Below are 17,748 nucleotides of genomic sequence, written 5' to 3'. Positions count from 1 at the left end.
AAAAACAACAAGACTGCTCAACAGGTTATTTATGAAGTTCATCCGTATTATTCTTGGTAAAATCATACTGCTATTAAATTTCGTTTTCTCTCCGCGTGGCGTTAAACGCACGCCTGAAGCACAGCAACAAGCCGATCAAAAAGCGCAAACTATGCAGCTCTATCAATTTGAAGCGTGTCCCTTTTGTGTGAAAGTACGTAGAGAAATGAAACGTCAATCAGTCAACATTGCGTTGAAAGATGCTAAAAATGACTCAGTTGCGCGTGACGAGCTGCTAGCGGGTGGCGGTAAAGTAAAAGTACCTTGTCTGAAGATCACTCAAGGTGGTGAAGAGAAATGGATGTATGAGTCTTCCGACATTGTTTCTTATCTGCAACAAGAGTTTGCTTAGGCGTCGTTATACAAACCGTTATTCCACGGTACGTTTAGTAATTAAGATAAGAATGCTCAGAGCCCGACACGAGTTGTGAGTGGCTCCCTGCCTGCGAAGGGGTGACGCCTATTTCAGCGACGGAGTCTAAAACTCGCTTTTATAACTTACCTAAAAAAGAGCTCATAATGAGCTCTTTTTTACTTTCCTAATTGCCGCTACACGGCTTGTTGCAAGTTTTCAGCATATTTACCTTGCTGCGCCATTACAAAGAAATTATCAATCCAATGCAGTATTAACGCAGAGTCTTGTGCTTTGTTTATTTCAATAAACGCTTGGTCATAATGCTGAGGCGTTAGGAGATGCTTACGCTTCTCCACCAATTTTTCTGTAAAGCTGGAGCTAAACTCAGGATGTCCTTGGACTGTGAATATATGATTATCCTTCACAAGCATAAAGTTGGGGCAAAAATCATTAGTAGCAATAACTTTCACGCCGCCAGGGACAATAATCACTTGGTCTTGATGACTCACTAATAGACGCGCAGAGTCTACAGAGAGATTCATCCATTTCTTCTGAGCGGTAATTTGAACTTCATAGCTGCCAAGTCCCCACCCTTTTTCCGATTTTTGCACCTTGCCGCCGAGAGCCCTCGCAATAACCTGATGTCCAAAACAGATGCCTACTAGTGGACGTCGACGAGCTTCACAGCGCGTTATCCAGTCCATGAGTTTGAGAATCCAGGGATGATTATCGTAAGCATTGTGTACACTACCTGTGATTATAAACCCATGGCATTCATCATGATGAGGTAACTCTCCTTTTGTCGCATCGTAGTTCTGAAAAGTGAACTCATTGTTGACCTCATAGAGAGAGGCCTCAATCATGTCTGCGTATTGACCATGGTCATCTGATAATGGCGAGTCCACATGGCCGCACGTTAATATCCCTATCTTCATCTATCACCTACTTCATTGTTGGCATTACAAATTCACTTTCTCTTTGCCCTTTAGGCCAGCGAGCAGTAACCGTCTTCATACGAGTATAGAAGCGCACGCCATCATTGCCATGAACATTGAGAGGTCCAAAGATTGAGCGCTTCCAACCACCAAAGCTATGAAATGCCATTGGCACTGGAATTGGCACGTTAACCCCTACCATACCGATTTCTACTTTTTCTGAGAAGTCGCGCGCGGTATCACCATCACGAGTGAAAATCGCAGTACCATTACCGAATTCGTGCTCATTAATAAGTTGCAGTGCTTCTTGATAATCTTTGGCACGCACTACCGACAATACGGGACCAAAAATCTCTTCGTTATAAATGGTCATGTCTGGAGTAACATTGTCAAATAACGTCCCGCCTACAAAGTAACCTGGAGCAGAGGTATTGATGCCACGCCCGTCCACTACAAGCGTTGCGCCTTGGTCAACACCACTTTGAATGTATTCCGTAACCTTGTTCATGTGAGGCTCGCTCACCAATGGACCCATTTCGTTTTCAGGTGATACTCCCAGCCCTGGGCCTACGCGCAATGCTTCCACTTTTTGTTTCAGCTGTGCCACCAATCGGTCGGCAGTTTCATCACCAACAGCAACCGCCACGGAGATAGCCATACAACGCTCTCCCGCCGCACCATACGCCGCTCCCATAATAGCATTTGTCGCCCCTTCAAGGTCAGCATCAGGCATAACAACTAAGTGGTTCTTAGCTCCGCCTAACGCTTGAACTCGTTTGCCATTTGCACTTCCTTTGCTGTAGATAGCTTCAGCGATCGGCGTGGAACCTACGAAACTCACGGCTGCAACGTCTGGTGACTCAAGAAGCGCATCAACCACTTCTTTATCACCTTGGACAACATTGAAAACGCCATCAGGAAGACCTGCTTGTTTCAGCAACTCTGCCAGCTTCAAAGACGCACTCGGATCTTTTTCAGATGGTTTGAGGATAAAACTGTTTCCGCAGGCAAGCGCTACTGGGATCATCCATAGCGGCACCATTACAGGGAAGTTAAATGGTGTAATACCGACGCAGACGCCAACTGGCTGCATTAACGAATAGCTGTCTATCTCGCGTCCAACATTAAGTGAATGTTCACCTTTTAGCAGATGTGGGATACCACAAGAAAACTCAACCACTTCTAATCCACGTGTCAGTTCTCCTAGTGCATCGCTGTGTACTTTGCCATGCTCGGTAGAAATTAACGTAGCGAGCTCATCTGCGTTTTCTTCAAGCAAAGCTTTGAATCTGAACATAACTCGAGCACGTTGCAGTGGTGGTGTTGCTTGCCAAGCCTCTTGCGCCTTTTTCGCCACAGCCACGGCTTCTAGCGCTTCATTAGCACTTGATAGTTGGACTTGTCCTCGCAACTCACCATTTGCCGGGTTAAACAAGTCTGCGTTTCTTCCGCTGTGGCTCTCTACCATTTGGCCGTTGATAAAATTAGATACCAAAACTGACATAGTCTTATTCCTTGTAATCAATATTCTGCAAAACGTCTGCAATCAGAGTAAATAAATCGTCGATATGCTGCTTCTCAATAATCAGCGGCGGAGAAAGCGCGATGATGTCCCCAGTGACACGAATCAGTGCGCCCTTCTCGAAACACTTGGTAAAGACTTGGAACGCTCTAGATCCTGGCTTACCCGCAATTCCTTCCAACTCAATACCAGCAATCAAACCATAGTTGCGAAGGTCTTTTACGTGAGGTAGCCCTTTTAAGCTATGGACTGCTTGCTCCCAATAGTCTGAGAGCTCAGCCGCTCGTGTATAGAGATTCTCATTGCGATAAATATCTAGTGTCGCTAAACCAGCCGCTGCGGCTACTGGATGGCCGGAATAGGTGTAACCATGGAACAACTCGATAGCTTGACTATCTGGAGCCACCATCGCTTGGTAAATCTCGTCACTGACAAAAACGGCTCCCATAGGAATAGCACCATTAGTTAAGCCTTTAGCGGTAGTAATAATGTCAGGCTTGACGTCAAACTCTTGCGCTGCGAAAGGACTACCGATGCGACCAAATCCAGTAATAACTTCATCAAATATTAATAGGATGCCATGTTGAGTACAGATCTCACGAAGACGTTTCAAGTAACCTTTAGGAGGAAGAATTACCCCTGTAGATCCTGCAATCGGCTCAACAATAACCGCAGCAATGTTACTTGCATCATGCAGAGTAACGATATTGTTTAGGCTTTCTGCCCAGCCGGGATCATAATCAGGTAACCCTTTACTAAAGCCGCTATTTTCAATGCTCAATGTATGTGGAAGGTGGTCGACACCAGTTAACAAGCTACCAAATGTCTTGCGGTTATTTACAATTCCACCTACGGAAATACCACCAAACCCGACACCGTGATAACCACGCTCTCGACCAATTAGACGCGTACGAGTCCCCTGACCAATGCATCTCTGATAAGCCAACGCGATTTTTAATGCGGTATCAACAGATTCTGAACCTGAGTTAGTGAAAAATACGCGATTCAAACCTGATGGCGCTATTTCTGAGAGTGATTCAGCAAATTCAAATGGCAATGGGTGACCCATTTGGAATGTTGGCGCAAAGTCTAGATTGTGAATCTGACTCGCCACCGCTTCACTGATTTCATGACGCCCGTGTCCTGCATTACAGCACCATAGACCTGCTGTACCATCGAGTATCTTGCGTTTATCTTCTGACGTGTAGTACATCCCTTCAGCGGAAACTAACATGCGTGGCGCTGATTTAAACTGCGAGTTAGCAGTAAACGGCATCCAAAAAGCATCCATATTTCCTGAACTAGTTGTACCTTGCTTGTTTATACCTTGCATCGTGCACTCCAACTAAAAATGCTGAACAGCATTGTTTCTTTTACTAAACACCGCTAGACACTCGAACTACAACATGTAAATGCAATGTTATTAAATAATGAACAAAATTGACTATATAACGTTTTATTTGCCTATTCAATGATTAAATTATAAACATTTGCTGGTTTTTTCTGTTTAGTGAGCTAGGATTGTGTTTAGTTTACTAATCACAAAGGGAAGAGTTGGAGATTTCGCCTAATGGAAACAGAAATAGGACCAAGGTTTAAAGCACTAAGAGAACGTGCAGGCTTATCACAGCGTGAGTTAGCCAAAAGAGCCGGCGTGACCAATGGATTCATTTCTCAGATTGAAAGTAACGCCGTAAGCCCTTCTGTCGCGTCGCTGAGTAAACTACTTAGCAAGATCCCTTCATCTATGGCGGAGTTTTTTGCTGTTGATGAACCAAAGCCTGATCAGTTTTTTTCACGCAAACAGCAACAACCAGAAATAGGCCGAGGAAAGATCAGCTATCGCCAGATAGGTCACTATCACGACGACAGGCAAATTGGCATGTTGAGAGAAACCCTCGCTCCAGGTGCAGACACCGGAGATGAGATGCTCGCTCACGAAGGTCAAGAATGCGGTGTTATTGTTCAAGGCGAGTTAGAGCTCACGGTCGACAGTGAAGTCGTCGTTCTACATGAAGGCGACAGCTATTATTTCGACAGTACACGTACTCACCGATTTAGAAATACTTCTGATATTGATTGCATCATTGTCAGTGCAAACTCACCAGCCAGTTTTTAAGGAAGAAGGTAAACAATATGGACACTATGACTTGGCATGATAAAGCCGAAGCGTTGAGTTTTCGTACTCAGGCCTTTATCAACGGACACTTTGTTGATTCAGTCTCCGGCGATACGTTTGAAATCATTAACCCGGCAACAGGTCACCTATTGGCGCATGTCGCCCGCTGCACAGATAAAGATGTTGAGATTGCCGTAAATGCTGCTCGCCAAGCGTTTGAGAGCCGTGTCTGGTGCGGTCTACCACCAGCAGAGCGTAAAGCGATCCTACTTAACTACGCTAAGCTCATTGACGAACATAAAGAAGAGTTTGCCCTTCTCGAGTCACTCGATATGGGTAAACCGATATCAGATGCAATGGGATATGACGCGCCGGCTACCGCGCGCTGCATTCAATGGAACGCAGAAGCCATAGACAAAGTATATGATGAAGTAGCCCCAGTAACAGAAGGAGCATTAGCACTTGTGACTCACGAGGCACTAGGTGTCGTTGCGGCAATCGTACCTTGGAACTTCCCTACAGTTATGGCGGCTTGGAAGATTGGGCCCGCATTAGCAACCGGTAATTCAGTTATTGTGAAGCCTTCTGAGAAATCACCTCTCACCGCTATTTTGCTCGCCGACTTGGCCAAACAAGCAGGTATTCCAGACGGAGTGTTTCAAGTACTACCTGGCTTTGGCCATGAGGCAGGACAAGCATTAGCGCTTCACAACGATGTCGATTGTATCACTTTTACTGGTTCAACCGCCGTAGGTAAAAAGCTGTTATCTTTCGCGGGTGAATCCAACCTAAAACGTGCATTTATGGAATGTGGCGGCAAGAGCCCCCACATTGTACATCACGACGTTAAAGATATAGAAAAAGCTGCTGCAACCGCCGCCTCCGCTATCTGTTACAACCAAGGGGAAGTGTGTACAGCAGGTTCACGACTTTTGGTTCATTCCTCTATTAAAGATGAGTTTATTGAACTGGTTAAGAAATACATGGCGAATTGGCAGCCTGCCGATCCTCTTGAGAGTGATACGCGGGTCGGTGCGATAGTAGATGCTGCACAGTATGAGCGTGTATTAAGTTACATCGACATTGGTCAGACAGAAGGAGCAACACTAGCTTACGGTGGTAAGCCCGCAATGAGCAACACCGATGGTTTCTTTATTCAACCCGCCTTGTTTACTGATGTCACACCCAATATGCGCATCTATAAAGAAGAGATTTTTGGGCCCGTTCTATGTGTTACTAGTTTTGACTCGATTAATGAAGCGATCCAACTTGCTAACGATAGCGAATACGGGTTGGCGGCAGGTATTTGGACATCTGACATGTCAACAGCCATTAAATGCTCTCGTGCATTAAGAGCGGGAACGGTATTCGTAAATAACTGGGACGGTGGTGACATGACCATGCCGTTTGGTGGCTACAAGCAAAGTGGTAACGGTCGTGATAAGTCGCTGCATGCGCTGCATAAGTACACTGAAGTAAAATCAACTTGGATTGAATTAGACTAAAATGACAAGGCCTAGCTAACGCTAGGCCTTATTATTAAACTCTACCAAAATAACCTAACGCTGAGCGTAAGCTGTTTGACCATTGTTACTCATATGACAGTAGTCATGAATCTCTTTTAGGAAATCGGCTAAGGGGCTGCCCTGCAACTTATGTTGCTTTTTCGACTTTCCTTCGATAACTGACAAATAAGCGGTGTCTAGGGTTGGCAATGCATCCAGATCGGCACAGCTGAGTTTAAACGTGTTACGAACTTTTCCACTCTTGGTTGATGACGCCCCTACTCGTGGCATCACAATCACCGATTTGTTCCCCTCGTCAGACAGCTCAAGGTTCTTCACGCGAAAGGGGGTAGTATCAAATTCAAATGTGAGGTTTGCGTGTGAGCCTTCATACACTAGACCTCGAACAAGTTCGATTTTATGTTTATTGTTAACCGAAGTGGAATACCCACCCTGCCAATGAAACGAAGTCAATGTAGTGTCATAGACAAACGAGTGTTTCTGGTACTCAACAGTAGACGCAGGTGGCGTCGTAGAGCAACCAAATAGCATGAACGACAACAAAGTGAATATGTATTTTTTCATTGTTATTATTTATTAATGTAAATGATAGGTTAAATGTCTATATAGGTTCGCAGCTAACTATACGACGGCATAGGAATAACAATTATTATTTACAAATCAATAAGTGAAATATACTTATTCTTTGTCCTGCTTTGAATGAGTTCGTAATAGTTTGTAGGAATGAAAAATGGCGAAGCATAGCTTCGCCATAAGTAACAGGAGGGATAGATTTAGAAAGTTGGAGGTGTCGCCGCACTAATAAGTTCACATTCGACCTTTCCCTTGTTGCGGAAGCGATGTGGTTTGCGAGTTTCAAAGTAATACGAGTCGCCCGCCTTCAATACTCTGGTATGGCTACCAACCGTAATCTCAATCTCTCCGCGAATTATGACGCCACCCTCTTCTCCATCATGCTCAATGAAGTCAGTACCAGTATCTGAGCCTGGCGGATAGATTTCTCTTAAGACTGCTAATTGGCGACCTTCTCGCTTTGCACCAACTAGCAACATTTTTATCTGTCCATCCCCTAAATCCGCCATCTGCTCCGCACTAAAAAAGATGTCATCTTTAGGCTCAACGTCGAGGGTGAAGAACTCTCCCATTGAGATTGGTATAGCGTCGAGGATCTTTTTCAAAGAGCCAACGGAGGGGTTTACTAAGTTCTGTTCTATTTGAGAGATCATGGAGTTGGTGACACCACTTCGTTTAGCGAGTTCACGCTGTGACATCCCTCGCATGGTACGAATTGTTTTTAGTTGCTTACCTACATCCATGTCTTTCTCCCAAATTAGAACCGATTACTTAGCATCAGCTACTTGCTGAACTATTGTTGACTCATTTTCATTTCAAGCAGCCTACGCTTTTCCGCCTTTGCCATCAACCACCACGCAATAAACGTGGCACAAGACACTGCTAATATGGTCAGTGTTGCTAATGCATTGATTTTAGGGCTAACACCTAAACGGACACTTGAGAATACCACCATAGGTAATGTTGTCGCACTCGGACCAGATACGAAGCTCGCAATCACTAAGTCATCTAATGACAAGGTAAACGCTAATAACCACCCCGCCAAAATAGCGGGTGCAATCGAAGGCAGCGTTATCTGTAAGAACACTTTCCAAGGTGGCGCTCCCAAGTCCATAGCAGCTTCTTCGATAGAACGATCGACTTCTTGAAGTCGAGAACTCACTACTACCGTGACATAAGCCGTACAGAAAGTTACATGGGCAATCCAAATGGTCATCATGCCTCGCTGGCTAAAGAGGTCAAACACTTGTCCCATTGCAATGAATAACAATAGTAGAGAAAGACCTGTAATAACCTCTGGCATAACCAAGGGTGCCGTGATCATAAAGGCAAACCCAGTTTCACCTTTAAATTTCCCAAAGCGGTTCAATACAAATGCAGCAATAGTACCTAGAACAACAGCCGCGCTGGCTGATAAAAAGCCTATCATCAGGCTCAGCTTCACACCGCCCATGAGCAGATCATCTTCTAACAGCTCAAAATACCATTTGAACGAAAAACCAGACCATACGGTAACCAATCGGTTTTCGTTAAATGAATAAACAATCAGAATCAGGATTGGCAGATAGAGAAAGGTAAAACCCGCCGCCAAAATACACCACTTCAGTTTACTGTTATAGACCGGAATGTCGTTCATGCTTGCGCCTCCAGTTCACGTTTTTGATAACGATGGAACCATAAGATAGGCAACATCAAAATAAGCAACATTACGATAGCTACGGCCGAAGCGACTGGCCAATCTCGGTTGTTAAAGAACTCTTGCCACAAGACTTTACCGATCAGTACTGTATCAGGCCCGCCAAGTAGTTCAGGTATAACAAACTCTCCCACAGCAGGGATGAACACTAACATCGACCCTGCGATAATACCGGCACGTGTCAATGGTACGAGGACCGTGAATAGTGTTGTTACTGGTTTCGCCCCGAGATCACTTGCCGCTTCCAGTAAGGAGTAATCCACTCGCATCAATGCGGTATAAAGAGGCAAAACCATAAAGGGTAAGTAGGTATAGATAATACCAATATAGACTGCAGTATCTGTGTGCAATATCTTGAGCGGTTCCTCAATAACACCAAAGGTCATCAACATATTGTTCAGAAGGCCGTTATTCTTAAGTATTCCTATCCAAGCATAAACACGAATCAAAAAGCTGGTCCACGATGGCAATATGATCAGCATTAATAACACATTTCGAGTTGACGGCTTCGAATGAACAATAGCCCAGGCAATCGGAAAACCAATCACTAAGCAGAGTAATGTAGAGATAAGTGCAATACGAATCGACTGTAAATACGACGACGCGTATAAGTCATCTTCTATCAAATATTGATAGTTGCCGACGTTGAGTAACAGCTGCAACTGCTGCTCAGCATAACTAAGCAATTCAGAATAAGGTGGAATCGATATTTGAGCTTCAGCAAAACTGATTTTGAATACGATTAGAAACGGCAATAGAAAGAACAGCAGTAACCATCCGTAGGGAACAGCAAGCAATAAGCACTTTGGCGTGGGAACAATACGCCAAATATTGAGTTTGGCTTGTTTCTTCATAGTTTCAGTACCACGCAGCTTTCCATGTCCCAGCAAAGATTGACTCTTTGCTCCCACGTTGGCATACCTTTTCTCACACGGCTCGTGTTTTGTAGCGTTGCAGTGACCAACTTGCCGGAATCCAAACGAACATGGTAAATGGATTGGTTGCCCATATAGGCGATATCTTCCACCACCCCACTACAAGAATTACTAGAGTGATGGGTATGGTCACATAGCGTCATTTTTTCTGGTCGAACAGCTATCATCAAAGGGATACCCGGAGCACCTGAAATACCATGATTAATAGTAATCACATTCGATAGGTCTGGGGTTCGAACCGTCGATTTATCGCTAAGATTGGTTTCTAGAACACCCTCAAAAATATTGACCGAGCCGATGAATTTCGCGGCAAACTTCGAGTTCGGATGCTCGTAAATAGCTTCTGGAGAACCAATTTGCACAAACTGGCCTTTGTTCATAATTGCGATGCGTGTTGCCATGGTCATCGCTTCTTCTTGGTCATGCGTGACCATCACACAAGTAACACCCACACTTTCAAGTATGTCGACCACCTCAAGCTGCATTTTTTCGCGTAAGTTTTTATCCAGAGCACCCATTGGCTCATCTAGCAAAAGTAGTTTTGGTTTTTTAGCTAAGCTTCTGGCGAGTGCAACACGTTGTTTTTGACCGCCAGATAATTGGTGCGGTTTACGCTTCGCGAAATCGGTCATTCTGACCAGCTCAAGCATATGTTTAACGGTACTAGCGATTTCTTGGCTTGGCATGCCGTCTTGCTTTAACCCAAACGCAATGTTCTTTTCTACTGTCATGTGAGGAAACAGTGCATAGGACTGAAACATCATATTGACAGGTCGTTTGTATGGAGGGATATCGGCAAGATCTTCACCATCAAGAATAATCTGTCCTGCGCTTGGTTGTTCAAATCCAGCGAGCATTCGTAGCAAGGTTGATTTTCCGCACCCCGACGCGCCTAATAGCGCAAACAGTTCACCTTGGTTGATCGTAAGATCGATGTTATCTACCGCAAGATGGCCGCCGAAGTCCTTCGTCAGTCCTCGGATTTCTAATAATGGTTTTGGTGGCACCGGCGAAACATGTTGGTGATTGAGTTCTGTATCAAGTGACATCACTGTCATGGTAGTCTCCAAGCAAAATTGGCGACTCAAAGCGAGTCGCCAAATTAGGGTTTGATCAGTTCTTAATGAAATCCGTCCAAGCGCGAGTCATAGCACGTGATGTCTTATGCGGTAACATCTTTGAGCTATATAACTTCGCTTGCGCTTCTTCTGTTGGGTAGATTCCTGGATCTTCCAAGATTTCTGCGTCAATAAACTCACGTGATGGTGGGTTTGGATTCGCATACCAAACATAGTTACTGATTTCAGCAATCACTTCTGGACGAAGTAGATAGTTGATAAACAAGTGAGCGTTTTCTGGGTGCTTCGCTTCTTTTGGAATCGCCATTAAATCAAACCAGGCAAGCGCTCCCTCTTTTGGAATCGAGTACGCCACTTCTACGCCATTATCTGCTTCAGCTGCACGATCTGCCGCTTGCAGAACATCGCCTGACCAACCAATCGCCACACATACATCGCCGTTAGCTAGGTCATTGATGTATTGTGATGAGTGGAAATAGGTTACATAAGGACGAACTTGTTTAAGCAGTGCAAGCGCATCTTTTTTATAAGCGTTAGGATCAGTACTGTTTGGATCTTTGCCGATATAGTTCAGCGCCGCTGCCATGATCTCTGTCGGTGCATTCAGGAAACCAACACCACACTTAGAAAGTTTCTCCATGTTTTCTGGTTTGAATACTAAGTCCCAGCTATCCACTGGCGCGTCTTCACCCAAAACCTCTTTCACTTTAGCAACGTTGTAACCGATGCCCGTTGTGCCCCAAAGATATGGCACAGAGTAAGCGTTGTCGGGGTCGACAGTGTCCGCCAGAATCCCCATTAATTTAGGGTCTAGGTTGCTGTAGTTAGTTAGCTTTGACTTATCCAGCTTTTGGAACGCGCCAGCTTGGGCTTGACGTCCCAGAAAATCATTACTTGGCACAACTAAGTCAAAGCCTGTATTACCAGATAATATCTTCGCCTCTAATACTTCATTTGAGTCGAATACATCGTAAACCACCTTGATGCCTGTCTCTTCCTCAAACTTTTTAATCGTATCTTCCGCGATATAGTCTGACCAGTTATAGATATTGAGCACTTTTTCCTCAGCCGCATAGGATGTCATTGAGCTAAGTCCTATCGTCATCCCTAACGCGATACCGAAGCATGCTTTTGTTTTCTCCATTTGGATCTCCGTTCCTGTTTGCTCTTTGGTTAATACCTTTGGGTATAAATCTCGTCGGCTACTGCGAAACGTCGGCGAGTGTGTTGTCTAAGGCTATTTTTGCCTTGTCGATAAACTCATCAATTTCTGCACGCGTAATGATGAGCGGTGGTGAACAGATCATGGTGTCGCCAACAGCTCGCAACACGACACCCGCGGCAAAGCAGTGTTCACGACATCGAGTACCGACATCAAGTTCTTTGTCAAAACGCTCATTGGTGGTCTTGTCCTTGACTAATTCAATAGCCCCGACCAGTCCTTTCGTTCTAGCTTCTGCCACCATTGGGTGTTCAAGAAGTTCATTCCAACGAGAAGCAAAATACGGAGCAATATCTTCACGCACACGATTAACAATATTGTGTTTTTGCATCTCTTTAATGTTGGCGATAGCAACTGCACATGCCGCTGGGTGACCCGAATAGGTAAAGCCATGAGCGAATTCAGTATCTGCGTCTGTCAACACTTGTGCGACATGATCTCGGACCATTACACCGCCAAGTGGTAAATACCCAGAAGTAATGCCTTTCGCCATACACATCAGATCAGGTTTGATGTTGAATGTTTGGCTTGCGAACCACTCACCGGTACGCCCAAAGCCACAAATGACTTCATCAGCAATAAGTAAGACTTCATACTTGTCACAGATACGTTGAATTTCAGGCCAATAACTGTCAGGCGGAATAATAACGCCACCTGCACCCTGAATGGGTTCCGCAATAAACGCAGCGATATTGTCTTCACCCAGTTCTAGGATTTTGGCTTCAAGCTGCTGCGCACGTTCTAGACCAAATTCATTCGCGTCGATCCCTTGTCCTTCACCAAAATGATACGGTTGATCAATATGAACGATATTCGGTAGTGGTAGACCACCTTGGGCATGCATAAATGCCATGCCACCTAGACTTGCCCCTGCCATCGTACTGCCGTGATATGCATTCTTACGACTAATAATGGTTTGTTTATTTGGCTTATCTAAGCTTGCCCAGTAATGACGCACCATTCTAACCACGGTATCGTTGCACTCTGAGCCTGAACCGGTAAAGAACACGTGGTTCATGCCTTCAGGCGCTACTTCGGCAAGCAAAGTTGAAAGCTCTACAGCTGGTGGATGAGTGGTTTGGAAAAACAAATTGTAGTAAGGCAACTCTTGAAGTTGATTCGTCGCAGCCTCGATAAGTGGCTGGCAGTTATAGCCCATATTGACGCACCATAACCCTGCCATTCCATCTAGGATTTTGTTGTCATCTTCGTCGTAAATATAAATGCCTTCCGCTCGGGTAATAACGCGTGAGCCTTTATCGTTGAGTGCTTTAAAGTTGGTAAATGGGTGCAAGCAGTGTGCACTATCTTGTTCAATCCATTTAGACCCAGTTTGTTTTGACATAACTTAATTCCATTTCTCGCTGTATTAACGGGTTTGCTTTTCTCTATAGCGTTGCCTGTATTAAACGTTCAATAATAAGAACTCTCTTTCCCAAGAACTGATGACTTGGAAATACGTTCTGTACTCCTTACGTTTGATGGCTACGTAAGCAGATACGAATCGGTCACCTAAAATTTCTCTCAGCTCGTCACTGTTTTCTAACAACACCAAAGCATCTTCTAGGTTGTGAGGAAGTGAGTATGGCTCAGTGGTCATATCGCCGGTGCTTTTTTCCGTTGGTGTAAGCTTCTCTTTCATGCCTAAGTAGCCACATGCCAACGTCAATGCCATAGCGAGATACGGGTTTGCATCCGCGCCGGCGTAGCGGTTTTCAAGACGGCGAGACTCTTTATCAGAGATAGGCACACGTAATCCAACAGTACGATTATCTTCACCCCAAGCCACATTCGTTGGTGCAGAGTCACCAAATACTAAACGGCGATAGGAGTTCACGTTAGGTGCGAAGAACGCAATAGCCGCTGGCGTGTATTTCTGCATACCGCCGATATAGTTCAAGAAGAGGTCACTGTTAGTACCATCTTCATTGGCAAACAGGTTTTTTCCGTTTTTATCCACCAAACTCTGGTGAATATGCATTGCACTACCAGGCTCATCTTCCATTGGTTTTGCCATAAAGGTGGCATACACATCATGTCTTAAAGCTGCTTCACGTACAGTGCGTTTAAATAAGAACACTTGGTCAGCTCTATCGAGCGGCTCACCGTGGTCAAAGTTCAGCTCCATTTGTGCAGCGCCAGATTCATGCACCAAAGTATCGACGTCCAATTCTTGAGCTTCACAGTAGTCGTACATGTCTTCAAAAATAGGATCGAACTCATTCACTGCATCAATACTAAAAGACTGACGAGCTGTTTCAGGGCGTCCATTTCGACCAATTGGCGGCTCTAATGGATAGTCCCAATCTAGATTCTTCTGTACCAGAAAGAACTCAAGTTCAGGGGCAACAACAGGTTGCCACCCCTCTTTTGCATAGAGGTTTAGCACTCGACGTAGCACGGCTCTCGGTGAGATATCTACCGGGTCTCCATCGACGGTAAAACAATCATGGATAACCTGAGCGGTAGGCTCTTTTGTCCATGGAACAAAACGAATGGTATTTTGGTCAGGCTCCAGAGTCATATCCTTCTCTGTCAGGTCGATCATACTTTCATCGTCTGGCCAGTCTCCGGTTACAGTCTGGAAAAAAACCACTTCGGGAAGACGCATGCCCCCTTCTCGAAGGAATTTTTTCGCAGGCATAATCTTGCCTCGCGCGTTGCCTGTAATATCGGGGATCAGGCACTCAACTTCAGTAATACGGTTCTCTTCTATCCATTTCCTAATCGTTTCCATAAATCCTTCTTTTTCAAAAATTGCTCAACGAATTTATCAATAAGCTCCATTTAGGATTGGCAGCAAGCTGTACAATTGTCAAACAAATATGTTAATTATTTTGTAACTTTTGAGATGCTGATTAACATTTTATATACATTTGTGTTGTCTTTTACTGAACATTATGTCTATGGTTAAAAAGCAACCAGTGGCGCAAGATTCAAAACAAAGGCTTGCTATACATGGATAGGTTGGAGATAAGTGGAGGAGCCACAGTGGGAACAAGTCAACTTTCAAACAGTGCTGACAACATAGAACCAATACAGGTTAGTCACGATAAGCTAACAATTGAACGATTTATTGAACACCACCCTGACGTGACAACGTTGGATCTCATATTGTTCGATATGAACGGCGTAGTGAGAGGTAAGCGCGTTCCTTTATCACAACTAAATAAGGTACTAGAGCAAGGTATCTGTCTTCCGGCTTCTGTATTTGCCTTAGATATTTGTGGAGAAACCGTAGAAGAAACTGGTTTAGGTTTCGAAAAAGGCGATGGTGACAGAATTTGTCGTATGGTCACAAGTTCTTTGGTTACTACACCATGGCAGGAAAACAGTGCTCAAGCCATTGTGACTATGTTTGAACCCACATCCAATCAACCGTTTTTTGCCGACCCTCGCCACGTACTAGAAGTACAGCTAGACAAATTAGCTACGAAAGGCTTTAAGCCTTGTATAGCCGTTGAGCTCGAGTTTTACTTACAAGACCTTGAGCCCGATGAAGCGGGTAACCCGCAACCACCATTGATGCCGATAAGCGGTGAAAGGATGACACAAACGCAAGTCTACTCACTCGAAGAGCTCGATGAGTTTAAAGCGTTTCTAGATGAAGTGATTGAGACCTGCAACGCTCAAAATATCCCTGCCGACAATATCACCGCCGAATACGCACCTGGACAGTTCGAGGTCAACCTCAAACATACGAGCGACGTACTTCTGGCTTGTGACCAAGCTATGCTGCTAAAACGTGTAGTGCGAGCGGTGGCAAAGAAACACGGCTTCTACGCAAACTTTATGGCCAAACCCTACACCGAGTATGCTGGTAACGGCTGCCATGTCCACATTAGCCTGCAAGACGACGTCGGCAACAACGTATTTGGTGAAAATGAAGAACTACTACTCAATGCCATCGCGGGCGTTCTCGCTCATTTAGAGGATAGCATGGCAATATTTGCGCCCAATGCAAACTCCTATCGTCGACTTCAACCCAATATGTTTGTACCACTTCACGCTACATGGGGATGGGACAATCGTACTGTAGCGGTAAGAATTCCAGCGAGCGGTACCGAAGACAAAAGAATTGAACATCGACTCTCCGGCGCGGACGTAAACCCTTATCTCACGGTAGCAGTATTGCTAGCATCAATAATCGACGGAATAGAGAACAAACTGACTCCACCAGCACCAATTGAAGGGGATGCGACCCTACTAGAACTGCCTATGCTTCCTATTTCATGGGATATGTCTCTCCATGAGTTTGAAAACAGTCAGTTTATGAAAAGCAGTTTTGGTGAAGAGTTTTGTAAAGTCTATCTTGCCAATAAAAAACATGAACAGGCGCGCTTTTCAGCACAAGTCTCTCCATTAGAATACCAGTGGTACAAATAAGTAAGGATACAAAATGAAAGTCAAACACACAGACTCTTACTATGCAGCATCAAGAAATCAGCATTTCGATTTCCCCAAACTTATGGGAGAACATGTTGCCGACGTCTGTGTGATAGGCTCCGGAATCACCGGAGCCACCGCTGCATTAGAGCTGGCTAACAAAGGCTTTAAAGTCATTGTGTTAGAAGCTAATCGCGTGGGCTGGGGGGCATCTGGTCGCAGTGGAGGCCAAGCCATTTTCGGTTGGGCATCAGAGCAGGACACACTTGAGAAATTAGTCGGTAAATCCGATGCAAAAAAGCTTTGGGACATCTCTGTCGAAGCGCTGGCGTTAACGAAATCGAACATCAACAAATACAACATTGATTGCGACTGGCGTGATGGCATGGTTCATGTAGGTATGAAACCACGCCACGATAAAGAGTTAAAAGCATGGTATGACGATTTAACTGAAAACTATGGTTATGAATCATTAGAAATGTGGGACAAAGATGAAGTTGCCAGTCGCATTGCAAGTACCAAGTATACCTCTGGAATGTTTGATAGTAACAGTGGCCACTTACACCCGCTCAACTATACCTTAGGTTTGGTTAATGCAGCCAAACTCGCTGGGGCAGAATTTTATGAAGATAGCGCAGTAAACAAGATTGAACATGGTGATCCGGCAACGCTGTTTACTAGAGATGGAAAAGTAAAAGCAAATCACGTCATTCTTGCTTGTAATGCCTATATGGAAGGGCTGGAATCGAAACTCGAAAATAAAGTAATGCCGGTTGGTACTTATATTTGCGCGACCGAGCCATTAGGCAAGGAAGTAACAGGATCGCTGATGCAAGATCATATCTCAGCTTGCGATATCAACTTCGTTCTCGATTACTACCGATGTTCCGGTGATCACCGTATGCTATTTGGTGGAAGGGTGAGTTATTCAGGCGTCGCACCATTTAACTTAGAAAAAGCCATGCGCGCGCGGATGCTTGATATATTCCCACAGCTTAAAGACACAAAAATCGAATACGCTTGGGGCGGAAATGTCGCCATCACTATGAATCGAGCCCCCCACTTTGGCCGGCTAAAACCAAACGTCTATTTTGCGCAAGGTTTTTCAGGCCATGGTATCGCCGCGACAGGTATGGCGGGTACATTAATGGCGGAGTGTATTGCGACCACTGCAGAGCGATTCTCTATATTTGATAAAATCAAACACATGCCCTTCCCGGGTGGTCGAATGTTTAGAACCCCAGCGTTGGTTCTAGCCATGTCTTATTTTAGAGTTCGAGACCTTTTATAAAGTAGATAAAAAAGGAGCTGATAGTAGCTCCTTTTTTTAGATTTTTAAATATTAAATTAACCAACAACCT

At 44.7% G+C, this 17,748-nt stretch carries 16 protein-coding genes; 5 read left to right on the top strand and 11 right to left on the bottom strand.

Annotation, left to right across the window (positions count from 1 at the left end):
• Positions 1-31: 31 nt before the first annotated feature.
• Positions 32-391, top strand: a complete 360-nt coding sequence (locus VME0621_RS00305) for a glutaredoxin family protein (RefSeq protein WP_062461186.1) — start codon at positions 32-34, stop codon at positions 389-391.
• A 197-nt stretch (positions 392-588) separates the two neighbouring features.
• Here VME0621_RS00305 and VME0621_RS00300 read toward each other — a convergent pair whose 3' ends face one another.
• The 3 genes from VME0621_RS00300 to aptA are packed head-to-tail and all read right to left on the bottom strand — an operon-like array spanning position 589 to position 4,184.
• Positions 589-1,329: a type 1 glutamine amidotransferase gene (locus tag VME0621_RS00300; protein WP_062461183.1), complete on the bottom strand. Its 741-nt coding sequence runs from the start codon at positions 1,327-1,329 to the stop codon at positions 589-591.
• Positions 1,330-1,336: 7 nt separating this feature from the next.
• A complete protein-coding gene (locus VME0621_RS00295) occupies positions 1,337-2,833 on the bottom strand; it encodes a CoA-acylating methylmalonate-semialdehyde dehydrogenase (RefSeq protein ID WP_038227039.1) in 1,497 nt (498 codons plus the stop codon).
• A 4-nt stretch (positions 2,834-2,837) separates the two neighbouring features.
• The gene (gene aptA / locus VME0621_RS00290) at positions 2,838-4,184 is read right to left on the bottom strand and encodes an omega-aminotransferase AptA (RefSeq protein ID WP_006069552.1); all 1,347 of its coding nucleotides are present in this window, start codon (positions 4,182-4,184) and stop codon (positions 2,838-2,840) included.
• A gap of 237 nt (positions 4,185-4,421) precedes the next feature.
• On the opposite strand from aptA, the gene VME0621_RS00285 reads away from it, so the two are divergent.
• Complete coding sequence (locus tag VME0621_RS00285) at positions 4,422-4,970, top strand: cupin domain-containing protein (protein ID WP_038227041.1); 549 nt, start codon at positions 4,422-4,424, stop codon at positions 4,968-4,970.
• A 17-nt stretch (positions 4,971-4,987) separates the two neighbouring features.
• On the top strand, positions 4,988-6,475 hold the full coding sequence (locus tag VME0621_RS00280) for an aldehyde dehydrogenase (protein ID WP_062461180.1): 1,488 nt from the start codon (positions 4,988-4,990) through the stop codon (positions 6,473-6,475).
• A gap of 54 nt (positions 6,476-6,529) precedes the next feature.
• On the opposite strand, the gene VME0621_RS00275 is transcribed toward VME0621_RS00280, so the two are convergent.
• From VME0621_RS00275 to VME0621_RS00240, 8 genes are all read right to left on the bottom strand, one after another.
• Positions 6,530-7,060 carry a hypothetical protein gene (locus VME0621_RS00275; RefSeq protein ID WP_143696320.1) on the bottom strand — a complete coding sequence of 177 codons (531 nt, stop codon included), beginning with the start codon at positions 7,058-7,060 and terminating at the stop codon, positions 6,530-6,532.
• Between the two features lie 209 nt (positions 7,061-7,269).
• Positions 7,270-7,812, bottom strand: a complete 543-nt coding sequence (locus VME0621_RS00270) for a cupin domain-containing protein (RefSeq protein WP_006069549.1) — start codon at positions 7,810-7,812, stop codon at positions 7,270-7,272.
• Between the two features lie 50 nt (positions 7,813-7,862).
• Entirely contained in the window at positions 7,863-8,705 is an 843-nt protein-coding gene (locus VME0621_RS00265; protein WP_006069548.1) for an ABC transporter permease subunit, read from the bottom strand.
• Positions 8,702-9,619 (bottom strand): putrescine ABC transporter permease PotH, encoded by a 918-nt coding sequence (gene potH, locus VME0621_RS00260; protein WP_006069547.1) that lies wholly within the window; start codon positions 9,617-9,619, stop codon positions 8,702-8,704. Before potH ends, VME0621_RS00265 begins: the two co-directional genes overlap by 4 nt.
• A complete protein-coding gene (potG, locus tag VME0621_RS00255; RefSeq protein ID WP_031494535.1) occupies positions 9,616-10,758 on the bottom strand; it encodes a putrescine ABC transporter ATP-binding subunit PotG in 1,143 nt (380 codons plus the stop codon). Before potG ends, potH begins: the two co-directional genes overlap by 4 nt.
• 55 nt (positions 10,759-10,813) lie before the next feature.
• A complete protein-coding gene (locus VME0621_RS00250) occupies positions 10,814-11,923 on the bottom strand; it encodes a polyamine ABC transporter substrate-binding protein (protein ID WP_062461176.1) in 1,110 nt (369 codons plus the stop codon).
• Positions 11,924-11,981: 58 nt separating this feature from the next.
• Positions 11,982-13,346 (bottom strand): aspartate aminotransferase family protein, encoded by a 1,365-nt coding sequence (locus VME0621_RS00245; protein ID WP_062461173.1) that lies wholly within the window; start codon positions 13,344-13,346, stop codon positions 11,982-11,984.
• 60 nt (positions 13,347-13,406) lie between these two features.
• Positions 13,407-14,738, bottom strand: a complete 1,332-nt coding sequence (locus tag VME0621_RS00240; RefSeq protein WP_006069543.1) for a glutamine synthetase family protein — start codon at positions 14,736-14,738, stop codon at positions 13,407-13,409.
• Between the two features lie 236 nt (positions 14,739-14,974).
• Between VME0621_RS00240 and VME0621_RS00235 the strand changes: the two genes are divergently transcribed.
• Both VME0621_RS00235 and VME0621_RS00230 read left to right on the top strand, forming a co-directional pair.
• Positions 14,975-16,387 (top strand): glutamine synthetase family protein, encoded by a 1,413-nt coding sequence (locus tag VME0621_RS00235; RefSeq protein ID WP_031496044.1) that lies wholly within the window; start codon positions 14,975-14,977, stop codon positions 16,385-16,387.
• A gap of 13 nt (positions 16,388-16,400) precedes the next feature.
• The gene (locus tag VME0621_RS00230; RefSeq protein ID WP_062461170.1) at positions 16,401-17,678 is read left to right on the top strand and encodes an NAD(P)/FAD-dependent oxidoreductase; all 1,278 of its coding nucleotides are present in this window, start codon (positions 16,401-16,403) and stop codon (positions 17,676-17,678) included.
• The last annotated feature ends 70 nt before the right edge of the window (positions 17,679-17,748 follow it).

Origin of the sequence: Vibrio mediterranei, from assembly GCF_900088415.1 — a bacterium.
Classification (GTDB): Bacteria; Pseudomonadota; Gammaproteobacteria; order Enterobacterales; family Vibrionaceae; genus Vibrio; species Vibrio mediterranei.
The sequence above is the reverse complement of the archived record's forward strand: the minus strand, read 5'-3'. Positions and strand labels throughout refer to the sequence as shown.